The organism is Sporosarcina sp. FSL K6-5500, from assembly GCF_038005665.1.
In the GTDB taxonomy this organism is placed as follows: Bacteria; Bacillota; Bacilli; order Bacillales_A; family Planococcaceae; genus Sporosarcina; species Sporosarcina psychrophila.
Genome location: NZ_JBBOTP010000001.1, coordinates 896,560 through 913,224 on the forward strand (window position 1 = coordinate 896,560; position 16,665 = coordinate 913,224).

Genomic DNA, 16,665 nt, shown 5'->3' on the forward strand with positions numbered 1-16,665 from the left:
TACAACAAGTATATCAATAATGTATGTTTTTCACATTAATCATCTAGAAAATATGAGGCCGTAATCATTGAGCACTGAAACTATTTTTTCAGGAGTTTGTAGTAGTGGTGGAAATTTGGATTGAAAATAAAAAAACTCCAGCCACGTTTCGGCCAGAGGACTCCTTTTATTCACTTTTCTAATTGTCTAACTAGTGTCTGAATTGTGTGGTGCACAGGCATCGCTTTCAAAGTTGTTTTTTTGTTAATATTCTTCCAATGTCTTTTTACTTGATTAGCAATTTCACTACTCAAAATCTTGCTTTCCTTAAAAAGCGCATCTGATCTTCTTGCATATGTCAGGAAGTTCCCTTTCTTTTTCGGGTGGTCCCCTAAATAAGTATAGTGGTTTAATAACTCTTTCTTTAATTTTTTGCCCAACTTTGTTCCTTTATAGCGTGCTACATTTTGTGCTTTCCGGTAAGCCCTTGTATAGTATTTAAAAAGGCTTCGATCGCGTATTCTTACTTTTTCACCGTCAAATGCGAACCCTAAATAGTTCATGACTTTTTTTTCGCCCGCTAAATCAGTCAGCTTATGCTCCCTACTTTTATCCCAAATAAATTCTTCAGTTTTCCCTTCGGATAACTCCAATTCAGGAACATTGTTAACAGCTTTACTAATAAAATCCTCGTAATGATTCAACATGGATTGTTCTTCAAATGGTAGAATTATTACAAAGTCATCACTATATCTTCGGTAAAGACCGCCAGATTCCTTAACATATTCCTCTATTGTTAAATCAAAATCAACCAAATAAACATTTGCATACACAGCGCTAATGGACGATCCTTGTGGTATTCCCTTTTGTTTTCTGTGTACATGGAGATAGTTAGTCTTGAACTCCCGAAGCTCTGACGTATCAAAGATTGACTCCAAGTCTAACGAATTTATTTCTCTTCCAGTAACGCCTTTGGCTGTCAGAATGTCGGCAAGTTTAATAAAGGAATAACGCGTTAGGTTTTTATAAATTGCATACTCTGCATCACCTAAACCTTTGACGTTTTGGACTTTCCGAATCTTATCTTTCAAATACTTATGATCCAAGTTGTCGAAAAAGCCTTTAAAGTCCCCTAAATATACAAACGCATTATCTTGTGAGGCGATAAACTCAAAAACATCTTTGGCAAAATGGGCGTTATTTTTTCCATTCATGTTGCTGCGATAGGCAGTTGCCACTTCATTTATTTCGAGTTTCTTCATATATTCATTGTAGTCATTATTCAATATTGAACCATAATACTTATAGATGAATCGATCAATATGAGCCGCATACATGATTGGACGACTTTTAGTCTCGAATGCTTTTTTCCCATTAGGGCTGTTTAAATCCATCCTTTTGCTTTTCAGCTCAAAGTGAATAAAAGGATAAAATCCATGTGATTTTACCCATTTAGCATCGGAAACATAGTCTTTCCATTTTACATATTTTTTTCTTCTGTCAAAGTGTAGATAATTACGATCATATGTACTTTTTCTTCTTTTCATATATTCAACCCCAATAGGGCTCATCGAAATAGACTGACAGGCAACTCTGTATCTATTAACATTCGATGAGCTTATCGTCTAATCTCCTACCCGTCATTATTATTGGATACGCTACAATGTATAATTGTAGTTACAAAGGAGGTGGTATCGAAATGTTTATCTGCATCTCTCTACTAACGCTCGATTTGATGCTCGGCTTGCTTCAGCTTGACATCGAATACGCTTATCCCTTAGATCCCTAACCCTCTAAGGCACATTAAAACTTAAGACTATTCAAAACACTATCATCCTGAGCATACATTAAACTACATAATGTTACAACTTTTACAAATCTCATTTCTCTTAAAATTTAATAGGTTTCGCTGGCATACCAACCGCTGTACAATTCGCTGGTAAATCTTTTACTACCACTGAACCTGCTCCAACAATTCCTCCTTCGCCAACTTTAATACCTTGGATCATTGTTGCGTTTGTTCCGAAATCAACGAGCTCTTCAAATACGACATTTCCTGAACTGAAGCATATTGTGAAATTGTAGTGTATGAACCTATAAGCGTGTCATGCCCAATTGTATAGTTCAAGTTTATCATTACAAAATCCTTGACATCAATATTAGTGGTCAATATATTGTCTTCGCGAATTACATTACATTTTCCAATAGTGTTAAATGTTAGAAACTTCACTGATGGATGGAGTGAGTTTGGATAAGTAACATTGCTTAACCCATTTAAGTTTGTCATAATCGCTTTCTTTGCAACCGGAGATCCTATGCCCATCGCCACTGCAGTAGGACTAGTTCATTTATCCAATCAATTCCTCCGCGAACTGGTAAATCATTAATTATTTCACCATGATTCTCTGCGTTATCATCGATAAATACAAGTACTTACCATTCCTCTTTTTCCTCATTAATATCTTCTATTAAATGAACAACTTCAAACTCACTAGGTTTATTTAGTTTGCTTAAAAAAGCTTATATCGTTAGAGTTCTACTTGCCCCAACCTGGATAAATAATATTCGGAAATAAAGTACGAAAAAGTACTTGACTGAACGTAAGTAAATTAAATTCCATTTCTAAGTATGAATACGCAGAATAACGGCAAAAGTAAATTCGGGACACCTGTTCTTGTAATAAAAAATTAGTTCAATAATTTACTACTAATAAAAAACGAAAAAGGAAGGAAGATCGATATTGGCTACCCTGTACTTCGGTGAAAGTGTCAACTTGTCAAAAGAAAGAAGCGAATTTCTCGAAAAAAATCGAAAAATTTTAAGTGATGTTTTACATTATCAAATATCAATGCTTAATCTTCGAGTATTAAGAAGAGAAACTGATATTGATAATTTACTTTTCATAGTTGCAAAAATCCGGAAAAGCAGTGCGAATAACCTAAATGAAATTGAAGTCTATACACTTATTGATTATCTTGCAAAATGGCTAGGGATAGAGAAAAGCCTAAAGCAGATTGAACTAAATCCTATTGACTATATGTACGAGTTAGCACAAGAATTCTATCAAACACAGTATGACTTAGAGTTGATTAGAGAAGTCTTAAATGCTCGACATAAAAAGGAATCCTTAGTACATGATGACGAATTGGAAGAAGAAAGAATTAGCATTAATAACATTGTGAATTCAATTTCGATTGAAAATGAAACTGAAAGGGATAACATTATTAAAGTTAGGATTGGTCAAGGCGTGTTCAAAAGAAGATTGTTAAGTCGTTCGTGTGAATGTGTATTATGCAAGCTATCAGATAGGCGTTTTTTAATCGCGAGTCATATTAAGCCATGGAGAGATTGTAATAATGTGGAAAGACTATCGATAGACAACGGACTTCTTTTCTGTCCAAACCATGATTCGTTATTTGATCAAGGTTATATTAGTTTTAACCCGACAGGAGAATTACTTATTTCTGACGAAATTGATGAAAAGACACTGTCGCTATTAAATATAGATAATAAAGAAAATATATATTTTACTGACAAGCAACATACTTATTTAAATTGGCACAGAGAATTAATTTACAGAGGAAAATAAAAAGATTTTAATTGTGAAGACGCCTGTATAAAGAAAAAATTATTGATCGGTACACAAAAAATCAACAAACAATTTACACAATTATATAAAAAGCCAATAGAGATTAGATAATCAGTTACCTATCTAATCCCCTGTTTATAAATATGTAATCGGATTGTCTAATTAGCGTCTTAATTGCGCGGTGCACAGGCATCGCTTGAAGTGCAACACCGAACCCAGAAAATAAGTTCGATTACATCGCCAACACAACAACAGGTGGTGGGAAATTGTATAAGAAATAAAAAACTCCAGCCATGTTTCGGCCAGAGGACTCCTTTGGTGCACAGGCATCGCTTTTCAATCTACTGAAACAACAAAAGTACCGATTATCTTCTCCAAGTTTTCTTTACCAAGTAATTCGACAGTCCTCGCATTCTCTCTAAAATCCGTAGCAAGAGCAGCAGACGCGATGTTAATTAAACCTGTGCATGTAGGCGTTTCGACGTCTAACATTAGCCCCAATGATTCCAGCAATACGAGACCTTCGGGAACGTCTTCTGTTATAAATCTTGAATCCGCTACAAATGGACCTTCTGGTGAACTGTTTTTAGCATATGTTAAAAATGCTTCTTTCGCATCAATTGTTGGATTTTCAAAGTTACGGAATTTGCAGGCTTCCACGTAAGACAATCGTTCCAATCCCACTTTCTCCAGCACATCCATTTTTTCTTTATCGAGGCTTTCTACCATATTCCAGACGTGGGGTGTGAACACTTCTTTGTACATCCAATAGTCGCCTTCAGTATATTCAATTCGAGGAATACTCATAATTCCTCCGATCGTATGGACAATTAAATTGGGGTTTTGGAGAGCAGCTTCGATGACTGATTCGAGGTAAACAAAATGATAGTGTAGCGTATTTAACTTTTCTTGAATAACTGCTTTATCTTTTTCCGTATAGATCGCAACCGGATTTCTAACATTTTTAAACAATATCTTCACTTTACCAGGTTCAATAATTCTACAGTCAATTGGTGAGCTTTGTGCTTCAACAATTGTAAAGCGCTTTTTCTTTTCATGTTTCAAGAAATAAGCTGTCGATAAATAGCCCGGCTCTAGCAACACGATTTGGTCTTCATTCATGAAAGGTAATATACGTTTAATAACTTGTTCATGGTAATTCGTTTGTACATAAATGATAATTATTTCAGCATTTTTGATTGCCGCCTCAACATCCGTCGTCACTACATCTAGATATACGGTATTTTCTTCCTTGCCATCCACAATGGTGATTTGACCTTTATTATTCGTTAGGTAATCAAAATTTTCGTTATGCAAACTCTTTGAAGTCTTTAACAAAGTGACTAGATGACCCTTACGTTTTAAATCAGCAGCGATTGTTGTTCCACCATGTCCTGCTCCTACAACTGTGATTCTCATAAAAATCCCCCCAGTAATTTGATCAATTCTATGCAACTCTTCAAATGTTTATCTTCCAGAAGTTTCCTCCTTGACTATTACTATACCATTGTTTTTATTATTTTTCATTTATTCCAAAAATAAGAAGACGTGTGAAGGTTAAAAATCGGTACCTAAAATTAATTCGCCATTGACAGAACAAACCGAATAGTGTTATACTTAACTTCCAATAAAATGCACTCTGATGCTGTCAAAGGTTATCAGAAAAAGGCGATCATTCTTCATGAATGATCGCCTTTCGCAATTTCTATTTGAGATTTGGTACCAGTTCAACGAACAACAACGAACAATTCATACGAACACGTGAAGAACCGTTACGCTACATTGAATTTTTTGATTCCGAAGGCACGTTTTTCCATCTACTCACGAATCGTATCGATTTAACTGAAGCAAATTTTTAGAGACATACAAGAACCGCTGGTACTTCAAGCTCATCTAATGGATTAAGCAGTATTTAAAGGTTAGCCATTTGCCCGCAGGTATTTGGAATCAGCTGTTTATCACGTTGATTACCTTTGCCCTTATTGAAATCATGCGACTCATTCATCAACCTGAAAAATCAGTATGGGAATTTTCAAGGGTATTTCGTCTCTATATGTTCAATCCAATCAGCCAACTTTTAACTACCTGTAAACGTCGGTTAAAGAAAAGCAAAGGAAGGCAAAGGTTGCCTGATTCCAAACCGATAGAAATCCGTTTTGGAGAAGATTTCGCGATTGTAAGCCCGATTACTAAAGAGCATTTTTCAAGAAAAAACTCTAATGTAAAAAAAACAAAACAATTCGTCATTTACGGACGTGTTTCCTTTTTTGGTTTTATAGAATGAGTAAAAAGCGGTCCTCCACAGATTAGATCGTGGAAGGCCGCTTTTTATTATATACACAGTCACCATTAATTGTCGTTTACACATGATTCACTTAACCGTATAGAAATAAACTGAAAGGTCTATTTACCATTACGAAACTTTACGCATTGATCTCATAATTAAGCTTACAATGAACACAAGTATAATTGCTCCAATGAAAGCAGGGATGATGTAGAAATCAGAAATTTTAGGCCCCCAACTTCCAAGAAGCATACCACCAATCCATGCACCGATAATACCTGCGATAATATTACCAATAATTCCACCTGGGATATCTTTCCCCAAAATCATACCTGCTAGCCAACCGATAATCCCGCCAATTATTAAAAACCAAATGAAACTCATACTGTCCATCTCCTATTTTGTAGTTTAATATTTCGCTATAGTCTTCTTTAACCTTTATTACATCCTTTCAAACATTAATGAGAAAAAAATCAACCTTGCTTCCTGCTTACAGTTCCTACTGCCAAGCCTGTAGTGGACCAGCGTTTCCCCTTCGCCTTTCAACGAATCTTCCATCACAACGAGTCCTTGAACTCCTTCTTGGATGGTTTCCATTTCATTGCCTAGACGATCAAGCATCGTGATGTTCTGATGGACTATGTTATCTGTATATTTATGCTTTTCACAAACAAAAAAAGCGTCACAACAATATACTGAAGTGGCGCCCTTTTCGCTCGCTATTACGCATTTTCAATTTCAACGTCAGAAAGTAAATGACCTAGAGCCAGCCAATGCTCTTTGACTAGTTTCGGTGCCACTCACAAAACTCAGTCCCAATTTTTCAATTAACGGCGTCTTAAGTGGTAGTAACACAACCATTAGACACGATTACTAAACTGGTAAATTAGTTAACACTTTGTTTAGTCCTTGACCACTGTTTCAGCTAAAAATGCCCATAGTTTACTTTTTCTCTTGTTCTCTTGTTCTTTTAAGTTCTTCTTTCTCTGCCCATAGAATCAAGTAAAATAGCTAACTAAATCTCACACTCTCTAATTTTAAAAATTCATCTAACCTATTTACCATATTTTCTTTCGTAGTTGGGACTTCTTGAGGCATATAATTAACAAAACTCACCATATCTTCTGGGTAGTGATGATTTCCATAAAACTCTGCAATTTTATTTAATAATTCATTGTCTTCTTTACATCTTTTTCTCATTTCAGCCAAACAAACAAATCTGAGTTTTCTATTCTCCTCTACTAATATTGTGCTTTCTTCATTTAATTGAGGGAAATAATTAGATTTTATTTCTAACATCACTTTACCTAAATCTTCACTAGATACTCCCCATGCAAGTTCACTAACAAACCCACTTTCATCACCAATCTCCATCAACTCTACCGCATAGTCAGAAATAACGTCTTTACTAAAATAATTTTCTTGGACACCTACAAAAATAGTTTTCCAGTCATACTCTATATGTCTATTTTTTAAATCTTTTAAGTTCATATTATTCACCTCCTACTTTTTTGGAATTTGATTTGGCTTACCCATAAAATTTGCACCTGTGCAACAAACAACAACGAACGATTCACGAAATTGCATAAAAAATCCAATGAATTAGAAATCGCAGTAAATACCTAGTCCACGCCTTATAAGTATGTAATTGTAGCGAGTTGACGGAATAGCGTCATGCACTGGTACCTGACACTAATTTGGGAAAAGTTCTGTTCTAATGTCACTTCTAAACTTAAGGACATCCCATTGGCTCAGCACGAATGTTTTGATGGTACAACCTTCATGAGTTATGAATTTCAGTAAAGCATCATCCATGTCGTCCCATGTTTAAATTTCTCACAAAAATCAAATGTTTATATAAAGTAATTCATTACTAATTCTATTTTTAAACCAACAAGCCTATTTAATTTCGTAAGTTATTGTCTTGTTACCAGTAATAATAAAGTTGTCATCTCGCTAAGCTTATTGCTTTCATCCGCACAGTTGATTTTGTTCATAATACTTTCTAATAGTAACATTTTTATAAGCTCTTGATTAAAAATGTATATTTAATTCTTCTCGAATCGCTTTTTCTAAATATTCTTCAAAACTTCCTGCTATTATTTCTTTTCCACCAAAATCAAAGTCAAATGTAATGATTTCTGTATTAGAAGAATTAAAACCTACTGGATTTCCTGCACCGTCTAGTCCAATAACAATAAAATTCTCATGCCCTTCAGGAAGAATATTTCTAAACTGTAGAGATTTCTCTACAAATGAAGGTGTAGCAAAAAATTCCGCCTCTCTCAATCCTAAAACAATTGCTTCACCAACTGCTCCCGAACCCTACCTCAAAAGAAAAATTTTATAATCCTCTGGTAATTTTACTTTGAGTTCATCTTCAGCTTGTATTACTTCCTCAATATTAACAGGCCCTCCAAAGGCTTCAGGGCACATTTCAAACTCTTCATCAATTGCATTTAACAATTCTATTTTCATTCAATTATCCCCCTTTTAATCATTTCATTGGCATATCTTGCTTTCCAATATTCTTTACGCCATTTATTGAATTCCTGCCTCGCTTCTCCACCGCCAACTCCACCCTTATTTCCAAATGGATGCTGTCTTTTGTTTCCTAGATCATGGTATCTACTAGGCATCTCAATTATTGGTCCTTCAACTCTTTGTTCATGATGATGAAGTATAATTGTTTGTGTACCTGTGCAACAAAATACAACAAACAATTCAACCAATAGTATAAAAACCCAATAAAGATTAGATAGTTAGGTACCTATCTAATCTCCTTTTCATAAATATGTAATTGTAGTGAATTGTCAAAATAGTTTCTTGCACAGGCACCTGAAATTTTTGCAGTACCTGTGTATTAAAACAACAAATCATTCAACTCTCCAACAAAACTAAATCATCCTTCGTAATTTCTTTTTCGAGCGCAGGCCTATTTTGTTTATTGGTCGCCACAGCCATTCGATAATCGACTTTACGCGTCATTTCTTTCGCTATTTTTTTAGCAAGACCGGCATTTCCGAAATGACTATCTCTACGCGCATAAATCTCTTCATAGTGATGAACTAATGCACGCTTTGCTTCATCTGTTATGCCGTACCCTTTACGATAGAGGTCGGTAATCTCCATTAATTCCTTTGGTGTATAATCTTCAAAGTGGAGCGTTAGTCCGAAACGTCGACGGAGTCCGGGGTTGCTGTCTAAGAAATGATTCATTTCTTTTTCGTACCCTGCGGCAATTAATAGGAACTCGCCTTGTCGATCGGACATTTTTTTCAGCAACACGTCCACTGCTTTTTTCCCGAAGTCATTCTCTCCACCACTCGCAAGTGTGTACGCTTCATCAATAAACAACGCACTACCCATCGCTCGTTCAATCAGCCCGGCTGTCAGCTTCTCCGTTTCACCAATATGGCTACCGACTAAATCGCTGCGATCTACTTCAATCAGATCGCCTCGTTCTAATAATCCAAGCGCTTGATAAATACCAGCGAGCACACGACCGACCTCGGTTTTACCTGTCCCAGGTTTACCAATCAACAGCGTGTGGTTCATCAATTTCTCTGTAGAATGATTTTCTCGTTTGTAGTATCTCATTAATTCAATCATTTTATCTATTTCATCCTTCACAGAACCAAGGCCGATAAACTGATGGAGTTCTGCACGTTTATGGGCGAGTAGTACTTCATCGATTGGAACTTCGTACGTCTTCACGCCACGCTCTTGTACCGCTTGTACAACGTCTTGTTCTTCAAATGTGGTCAATACCTTTTCCGTCCACTCTTCACGCGGAAGTTTCGCAATTCTCATCGACTGAGCAAGCCCGATTTGATCGTATAGTATTCGTGCCATTCGAGCGTTACTAAATGTTTCATCGCGCATACGATAACGTTCCACGAACTCCTCATAAACTGCTTGTTTGGCAGCAGGAGTAAGCACATAGCTTCCTTCACACTGGCTTAAGAAGATTTGAAGCAACTCATCTGGTGTATAGTCTTGAAAGTGAATCTTTTCAGTAAAACGATCTTTCAATCCCGGATTAGACGCTAGGAAACGGGTCATTTCTTCGGTATAGCCTGCCGCGATGACAATGAATTCACCGCGAGAATTTTCCATTGCAGGAAGCAACGTTTCAATTACTTTTTTTCCGAAATCATTACTAGAATTGCCCCCTGCTGCAAGCGTATACGCTTCGTCTATAAAGAGGACGCCACCCATCGCTTCCTTAATAATTACTTTCGTTCGTTCTTCTGATTCACCAACATGCGTTCCAACGAGATCTTCTCGCTTCACTTCAGTTACGTGCCCTGTCTTTAATAAACCTAGTTCCTTAAAAATCTTTCCTATAAGCCGAGCGACTGTCGTTTTACCAGTACCCGGATTACCTTGAAAGACCATATGAGGCGCTACCATCGGATTAGCTTTCATTCCACGCTCTAATTTGAATTGATTAATGTCGCTTACGTTTTTAAACTCCTGGATTTTGTTTTTCACATCTTCCAGTCCAATAAACCCGTTCAAACCATTCATGAAAACATCCATCTGATCAATAGGTGATGAATCTACAGTAGAGGAATGTCCAGCACTGCCGCCTAATTTACTAGTGATTGGTGGAACCTGCAAGTCCGTATCGGTGAGCACAGGAACACTGTCATCAAAGCGGACTAAATCTCCTGCTTGGTTGTTCTCAACAGAACAGTCGTTAAGAACCGGAACCGAACGCTCGAGTCTCAGTCCAGCCTTCTTTCCTTTCATCACTTGCACCCCAGTGAATACAGCATCCGAACAATCTTGCAAGATGATTTGATCATCTTGATGACCATGTACTCGAGTTACCGTCACTTCAGTACGCTCCACCTGACTCAAGACGATTCCTGACGATTTACCGTCATAGATTTCACACTCCGTTATAAAGACTTCTGCAGATTCCGTTGCTCTTATTTGTGGCCTTTTATGATTGAACAAAATTGACCGTTCTACTGAAATAACTACTTCAGGACCTGCAAGTATGCCGTTCTTATCGCCACTCGATATTTTACAATCGGTAATTTCTGCTTTAGCCGCAGCACTGAGTAAAACGTTGGATCCCTTATGACCGAAGATGATGCAATTGGCTGCCGTCAACTCGGATTCTTTCACAGTTATCCCTGCACTATCCCCACTCTTTACTTCGGTCGCCGACAGAATTACTTCCGATTGTTCAGAAGCAAAAATCTGTACACCACTATGATGGCTAATAAGAGAATCCGAAATAGTCACTTGACTACTTGTCACGTAAATTCCTTTATTGTTTCCACTCTCAATTTCACAACCCAGAATCGTGAACACGCTTTGAGTAAACACAGAGAGTTGCGTCATCTGATTGTACTTCACTTCAGATTCGGTGAGTGTACACGTGGAATTTCCGGACACAATTCCTCTAGACTCACCGGAAAGGATCTGTGTTTTTGTAATCGAGAGTTTGCTTTGTTCGTTACAGGAAATTTGATCTCCTTTTTGGTTTTTAAACTGTGAGTCGGATAGCTCAACTGATGAACCACTGACGTTCATTCCTTCAGCCTCACCATTTTCAAACGTACTTGCCTCGACTTCGATATGGGATCCATTCGTAAATGCTACATGCTCCAAAGTTTGGTTTTTAAAGACACAATTTTTCAGGACACCCTTAGAATGATCACAATAGATTCCTTGGACATGTCCAAAATAAAAATTCGTACTTTCTACGTCCATAGAACTGTCTTGTTCCAAACGAAGTTGAACCCCGCGATTTCCGATGAATGAACTTTTCGTGATTGTTGCTCGACTCGTTTCATACAAGCAAAGGCCTTCTTCTTGCCCACTTAAAATTCCGGAATTCGTTACCGCGACTTCTCCTCCCGCGCGCACACTAATTTGTGCAGACTTGATCGTGTCTTCTACTATGCATTCGAACAAAGCCAAACGCCCTAATACCTCAATCCCTTGTATGTTTTTTTGAAAGATCGAATGCTCTGCGGATACTTTTGCAGCTGCATCAACTCGCATTGCAACTCCTTGAATCTCATAGTAAAGACAGTGGTGAAGAGTTACATCTCCTGATTCGATATGTAAACCATAGTCCACTGGACCAGTGCCTCCACCAATACTGATCGATTCGATACGCACTTCTTCCGTTGTCGCGATACGAACACTTCCTGTTAGACGAACTGAGCTCGCTTCACCTTCTGAACTTCGAAGAACGAGCTGCTTATCGATTGTCACATGTTCATCATAAACACCTTCATCAACTTCCACTGTATCTCCTGGTAGAGCTGCCTCTACTGCAACCTGAATGGTTTTGTAGTTGGATCCTTCACGCTGAGACACTTGAATAATTGCCACGTATCTTCCTACTTTCTATTAGTTAAGTCAATTGATTTCTATACTTTGTATTTTTCTACACACAATTATACGCGGGAGTTCAATCATCAGTTAAGTATACTAGTAAGCCTAGGAACAGAGTAAAGAACTGCTTGTGAACAAGAGTAGATAGCAAAATTTTAAGGTACCCTTTAAAATCGGTACCCACTAGCGTTACATAGCAGTAAAATAATGATTTTTATGTCACTAGCTAATAAAAATGAGTTTGAATAATGCGAAAAAAGGCTCCTACTGTAAAATAAAACTGACGACTAATCAGTTACCTACTCTACAGAAAGGAGCTTCCTTATGAAAATGGTAGACGAAAACTTAGTCTTTCTCCAATATTAATCTCTATTGTCAGCTAACATTTTGGCTTGTCCATTGATGAATTATGATGCGAAAAAGCTAACTGACTTTTCCCTTTTGCAAATCTTGATTATGGCCAACTTATGTAAGTGGGAAAGTCTTCGTGAAATCGAAGAAGGCATTCGGTCAAAAAAGTCGTTACAACGAGATTTGGGGCTTACGTCAATTGGTCACTCACAAATTAGTCGTCGACTCATTGATTTAAATACGGCCGATCTTGGCCGCTTAGCTCGACACTAGGTGTCAATGCGGACATGTGAAGAACCGTTACGCTAGAGTCACTTCAAATCATTAATGATATAGCAACCCCGGTTACTGCTGAATGGAAAGATTATCTTGTAAATGCTATGGGGCGGCTGACTTTTGCCGGACTGCAACTCGTCCAACGCCTATTCATCGAAGGGTTCACACTTTCTGAATTTACTGGGCAATACGGAATTACAGTTGCGGGAGTGAAGAAACGGCGGGAGCGCATGCTTGCTAAACTGAGAAAGGAAATGACTGGGTGAGGGGTAAATGCTTCACTGATTTCATTGAGTCTCCGGGATTCTTGCGAAACATGGATAGAATTGAGGTCCGTCCCCTCCTGAAGATGATCATCAAAAAGACAATTAGTGAGTGCGCTCAGATTTGCGCTTGCATGGAGCCGTACAAATGAAGTTTTTCGTATAATCTCTTCCATGATTAGTTCTTTTATTAGTAGAAGCGCTTGATACTAAATCATCAAGCGCTTCTTTTTGTATTATTTCGATAGCTCTTCTACATCTGGGAAAGGATCTTGAAGTGGTTGCACTTCTAAAGTAGAGGTAGGTTCATTTGGTACTTCGTGTTTTGTCCAGTAGGAAGCGAGAATAGTTCCGGTTATTACTTGCCATGCGGAAGCGAATGCACTTGGTAATGCAGCTAGTGGCGTGAAATAAGCAGCAGCTAAAGCTACACCAAGTCCGGAGTTCTGCATTCCTACTTCAATCGATATTGCACGTTGGTCTTGACGAGATAGTCTTAAAGCTTTCGCTGCATAGTATCCCAATAAAAGTCCAAATCCATTATGCAGTAAGACCGCTACGAACACTAGTATCCCTGCAGTTGCAATATTTTCTTTATTGTTTGCAACAATTGCAGATACAATAATGGTAATCGCAACAATGGAAATCAGAGGTAAAACAGATTCACTTTTACTAGTAACAGTAGGTAGGAATTTATTAACTAATAAGCCCAATATAATCGGTATAATGATCACCTGTATAATGGACATAAACATAGACATTGGATCAATTGGCAACCATTGACCTGCAAAAATTAATAATAGTAATGGCGTCATAATTGGAGCCAGTAATGTAGAAACACTTGTCATGGTGATGGATAGAGGAACATTTCCTTTTGCCAAATACACCATTACGTTTGAAGAAGTACCCCCAGGAACACTTCCAAGTAAAACCAAACCAGCGGCAAGTTCAGCCGGTAATTTTAATGAATAAGCAATGAGAAATGCAATAGTTGGCATGATAGAAAATTGTGCAACTATTCCTATTAGAACAGGGATTGGATTGGTAAATACTAATTTAAAGTCGGATGCTTTCAACGTAAGTCCCATACCGAACATTACGACCCCGAGTAAGATAGTGATATACGCACCAAATGAAGAGAACAAGTTTGGAACCATAAAAGCCAGGACTGAAAACACGATTACTATAAGCGCAAAATGTTTACCAGCTAAACTACTGATTTTGCTAAGAGCTTTCATTTTAAACCTCCTTTTTAGAGTCAATTTGAATAGATAAGAAAGCATACGTTTTTCAACCTGGACCAGTGGCTAAACTCAAGGCGCTAGCCACTTTTCTTAATACTTTATAGTCGAACTTGAATAGCAATATTTTTTATTTGAATATAGTTTTGAACGGCTAAATGACTTTTTTCTCGCCCAATTCCACTTTTCTTATATCCTCCAAAAGGCATCTGAACACCGCCCGCAGCTCCATAACTATTGATGAAAACTTGACCGCTTTCAATGCGTGACGCTACATAATGTGCTATATCAATATCTTTAGTCCAAACACCAGCAACTAGGCCATATTCAGTGGCATTCGCTAATTCAATGGCTTCTTCCACATTACTAAAACGTACAACACTGAGCACAGGCCCAAAAACTTCTTCCTGTACAATAGAATTATTATGATTAGGTGCTTCGATTATTGTAGGACTTATATAAAAGCCATTTTCATAACCTTCAACCTGAACTGCTTCCCCACCTACTAAAATCTTCGCTTGTTTATCAATAGTCTCTAAAATCCCTAGAATTCGGTCGTATTGTTTTTCATTTATAATGGGTCCCACATCTGCATTGTTAGCTGGTGGTCCCACTTTTAAATCTTTGAATTTTTCTACTAGTTTTTCTAGTAATTCGTCCGCGATTGTCTCATCTACTAATAGACGAGATCCTGCAGAACAGGTTTGGCCTGCATTTTGCACAATTGAATTAACGATTGCAGGAACTGCACGTTCTAAATCTGCATCTTTAAATACTATGTTTGGTGACTTACCACCTAGCTCAAGCGTTACAGGTACAACATTGTTGGCGGCTGATTTCATTACTGCAATTCCTGTTGGAACCGAACCTGTAAAAGTAATCTGATTGATACCAGGATGAGAAGTCAATGCAGATCCAATTTCTGCGCCATATCCTGTAATATGTTGAAATACCCCTTTAGGAAGTTTTTCATGGAACCATTTTGCTAAAAAGTTTGTAGTAAGTGGCGTATCTTCAGAACTTTTCACGATGACTACATTTCCTGTAGCAATTGCAGCAGCTACACTGCGCGCAGTAATTTGGATAGGATAATTCCAAGGTACAATATGAAGTGTAACTCCGATTGGCTCAATAACCGTTACATTTAATAAGTCTTCTTCAATCGGAATAGAATCACCGAACACTTTGTCTGCTAAGCCACCATAAAATTCAAAATAGCGAGCAGCAGCTTCAATATCTGCTTTTGCCTGTCCACTTGGCTTACCTATATCCAATGATTCAAGATCCGCTAATTCTTCCGCATTCTCTCTAATATATCTTGCCGTTTCTTGTAAAAATTGCCCTCTTTGAAATGGTTTAAAAGCTCTCCACTCTGTACTTTTCAATGCTTTCCTTGCAGCTTGTACAGCACGCTCTGCATGTTTTTCATTTCCACGAACAATTTGTGTGATTAATTCACTTGAGGCGGGATTAATGACATCTATCCATTGTTCGTTTTCATCTCCAACCCATGTTCCATCAATTAGTATTTGTATTTTTTCCATTTAGAACTTCCTTTCTAGATACTTCTTCCGCCATCTACATGAATAACTGCACCTGTAATAATCTGTGCCCCATCTGTTAATAAATGTGTAACGGTTGCAGAAATATCAGTTGGTCTAATCAATCTACCTAATGGAACACTTTCCGCAAAAATGTCTTTATTTAATACTACTTCACCAGCCTGTTGAGAAGAAAACTGACCTAGCATTTGTGTATCAGCTGGACCAGGGTGTATTACATTAACACGAATATTGAATGGTGCTGTTTCGAGTGCTAAAGCTTTGGAAAATGCTTCTACCGCTCCTTTAGATGCAACGTAGCTTTGTAATCCTGGACGTGGTCTTGTAACGGAAACGGAGCCTATATTAATAATAGATCCATTGTTTGTTTTCTTCATATACCTAACCGCTTCACGATTTGTTAAAAATACTGCAGTCGCATTAATATCCATTAACAAATGCCACTCCGATAATTCTACATCTGTTATTGGTTTTCCTGCTTGCGCTATCCCAGCTGCGTTAACAAGACCGTCTAATTTATTAAACTCATTGTATATTTCTTTGAAAGTTTCTTTAATACTCGATTCTTCTAGTAGATTTATGTTTTTGATACGTAAATTTTCATTTTCAATAGAAGATAGGGAATCTGTATTAATATCAAGACCAATTACAATGGCGCCCTCTGCTAACAGATTTTCTACTACCACTTTACCCATTCCACCGCCAGCTCCTGTGACGGCAATAACTTTAGCTTCTAATTGTCCCATATAAAAAT

At 37.5% G+C, this 16,665-nt stretch carries 14 protein-coding genes; 3 read left to right on the forward strand and 11 right to left on the reverse strand.

The genetic code is table 11. The features are described 5' to 3' along the window. Positions 1–170 precede the first annotated feature (170 nt). Complete coding sequence (locus MKX62_RS03890) at positions 171–1,526, reverse strand: reverse transcriptase domain-containing protein (RefSeq protein ID WP_340740787.1); 1,356 nt, start codon at positions 1,524–1,526, stop codon at positions 171–173. 1,193 nt (positions 1,527–2,719) lie between these two features. On the opposite strand from MKX62_RS03890, the gene MKX62_RS03895 reads away from it, so the two are divergent. Beyond that, on the forward strand, positions 2,720–3,568 hold the full coding sequence (locus MKX62_RS03895) for an HNH endonuclease (protein ID WP_340740788.1): 849 nt from the start codon (positions 2,720–2,722) through the stop codon (positions 3,566–3,568). 336 nt (positions 3,569–3,904) lie between these two features. Here MKX62_RS03895 and MKX62_RS03900 read toward each other — a convergent pair whose 3' ends face one another. Continuing rightward, a complete protein-coding gene (locus MKX62_RS03900; protein ID WP_340740789.1) occupies positions 3,905–4,987 on the reverse strand; it encodes an NAD/NADP octopine/nopaline dehydrogenase family protein in 1,083 nt (360 codons plus the stop codon). A gap of 706 nt (positions 4,988–5,693) precedes the next feature. Between MKX62_RS03900 and MKX62_RS03905 the strand changes: the two genes are divergently transcribed. Next, positions 5,694–5,852: a hypothetical protein gene (locus MKX62_RS03905; protein WP_340740790.1), complete on the forward strand. Its 159-nt coding sequence runs from the start codon at positions 5,694–5,696 to the stop codon at positions 5,850–5,852. 129 nt (positions 5,853–5,981) lie between these two features. Here MKX62_RS03905 and MKX62_RS03910 read toward each other — a convergent pair whose 3' ends face one another. From MKX62_RS03910 to MKX62_RS03935, 6 genes are all read right to left on the reverse strand, one after another. Further along, positions 5,982–6,236 (reverse strand): GlsB/YeaQ/YmgE family stress response membrane protein, encoded by a 255-nt coding sequence (locus MKX62_RS03910; RefSeq protein WP_340740791.1) that lies wholly within the window; start codon positions 6,234–6,236, stop codon positions 5,982–5,984. Positions 6,237–6,863: 627 nt separating this feature from the next. After that, positions 6,864–7,343, reverse strand: a complete 480-nt coding sequence (locus MKX62_RS03915) for a DUF2247 family protein (RefSeq protein ID WP_340740792.1) — start codon at positions 7,341–7,343, stop codon at positions 6,864–6,866. A gap of 543 nt (positions 7,344–7,886) precedes the next feature. After that, positions 7,887–8,141, reverse strand: a complete 255-nt coding sequence (locus MKX62_RS03920; RefSeq protein WP_340740793.1) for a hypothetical protein — start codon at positions 8,139–8,141, stop codon at positions 7,887–7,889. Positions 8,142–8,177: 36 nt separating this feature from the next. After that, the gene (locus MKX62_RS03925; RefSeq protein ID WP_340740794.1) at positions 8,178–8,330 is read right to left on the reverse strand and encodes a hypothetical protein; all 153 of its coding nucleotides are present in this window, start codon (positions 8,328–8,330) and stop codon (positions 8,178–8,180) included. Continuing rightward, positions 8,327–8,584, reverse strand: a complete 258-nt coding sequence (locus tag MKX62_RS03930; RefSeq protein ID WP_340740795.1) for an HNH/ENDO VII family nuclease — start codon at positions 8,582–8,584, stop codon at positions 8,327–8,329. Before MKX62_RS03930 ends, MKX62_RS03925 begins: the two co-directional genes overlap by 4 nt. Positions 8,585–8,732: 148 nt before the next feature. Next, positions 8,733–12,215, reverse strand: coding sequence for a right-handed parallel beta-helix repeat-containing protein (locus MKX62_RS03935; RefSeq protein WP_340740796.1), 3,483 nt, complete (start codon positions 12,213–12,215; stop codon positions 8,733–8,735). A gap of 405 nt (positions 12,216–12,620) precedes the next feature. Here MKX62_RS03935 and MKX62_RS24400 point away from each other — a divergent pair, with 405 nt between their 5' ends. Next, complete coding sequence (locus MKX62_RS24400) at positions 12,621–12,842, forward strand: DUF4372 domain-containing protein (RefSeq protein ID WP_445683433.1); 222 nt, start codon at positions 12,621–12,623, stop codon at positions 12,840–12,842. Between the two features lie 502 nt (positions 12,843–13,344). Here MKX62_RS24400 and MKX62_RS03940 read toward each other — a convergent pair. From MKX62_RS03940 to MKX62_RS03950, 3 genes are all read right to left on the reverse strand, one after another. Then, positions 13,345–14,346 carry a bile acid:sodium symporter family protein gene (locus MKX62_RS03940; protein ID WP_340740797.1) on the reverse strand — a complete coding sequence of 334 codons (1,002 nt, stop codon included), beginning with the start codon at positions 14,344–14,346 and terminating at the stop codon, positions 13,345–13,347. 104 nt (positions 14,347–14,450) lie between these two features. After that, entirely contained in the window at positions 14,451–15,893 is a 1,443-nt protein-coding gene (locus MKX62_RS03945) for an aldehyde dehydrogenase family protein (RefSeq protein WP_340740798.1), read from the reverse strand. A gap of 14 nt (positions 15,894–15,907) precedes the next feature. After that, positions 15,908–16,657 carry an SDR family NAD(P)-dependent oxidoreductase gene (locus tag MKX62_RS03950; protein ID WP_340740799.1) on the reverse strand — a complete coding sequence of 250 codons (750 nt, stop codon included), beginning with the start codon at positions 16,655–16,657 and terminating at the stop codon, positions 15,908–15,910. Positions 16,658–16,665: the final 8 nt, after the last annotated feature.

What these genes read in the sequence shown, in the direction of transcription:
- MKX62_RS03890 (WP_340740787.1), bottom strand. Translation starts at nt 1,526, where the DNA reads ATGAAAAGAAGAAAAAGTACATATGATCGTAATTATCTACACTTTGAC.
- MKX62_RS03900 (WP_340740789.1), bottom strand. Translation starts at nt 4,987, where the DNA reads ATGAGAATCACAGTTGTAGGAGCAGGACATGGTGGAACAACAATCGCT.
- MKX62_RS03910 (WP_340740791.1), bottom strand. Translation starts at nt 6,236, where the DNA reads ATGAGTTTCATTTGGTTTTTAATAATTGGCGGGATTATCGGTTGGCTA.
- MKX62_RS03915 (WP_340740792.1), bottom strand. Translation starts at nt 7,343, where the DNA reads ATGAACTTAAAAGATTTAAAAAATAGACATATAGAGTATGACTGGAAA.
- MKX62_RS03925 (WP_340740794.1), bottom strand. Translation starts at nt 8,330, where the DNA reads ATGAAAATAGAATTGTTAAATGCAATTGATGAAGAGTTTGAAATGTGC.
- MKX62_RS24400 (WP_445683433.1), top strand. Translation starts at nt 12,621, where the DNA reads ATGAATTATGATGCGAAAAAGCTAACTGACTTTTCCCTTTTGCAAATC.
- MKX62_RS03940 (WP_340740797.1), bottom strand. Translation starts at nt 14,346, where the DNA reads ATGAAAGCTCTTAGCAAAATCAGTAGTTTAGCTGGTAAACATTTTGCG.
- MKX62_RS03945 (WP_340740798.1), bottom strand. Translation starts at nt 15,893, where the DNA reads ATGGAAAAAATACAAATACTAATTGATGGAACATGGGTTGGAGATGAA.
- MKX62_RS03950 (WP_340740799.1), bottom strand. Translation starts at nt 16,657, where the DNA reads ATGGGACAATTAGAAGCTAAAGTTATTGCCGTCACAGGAGCTGGCGGT.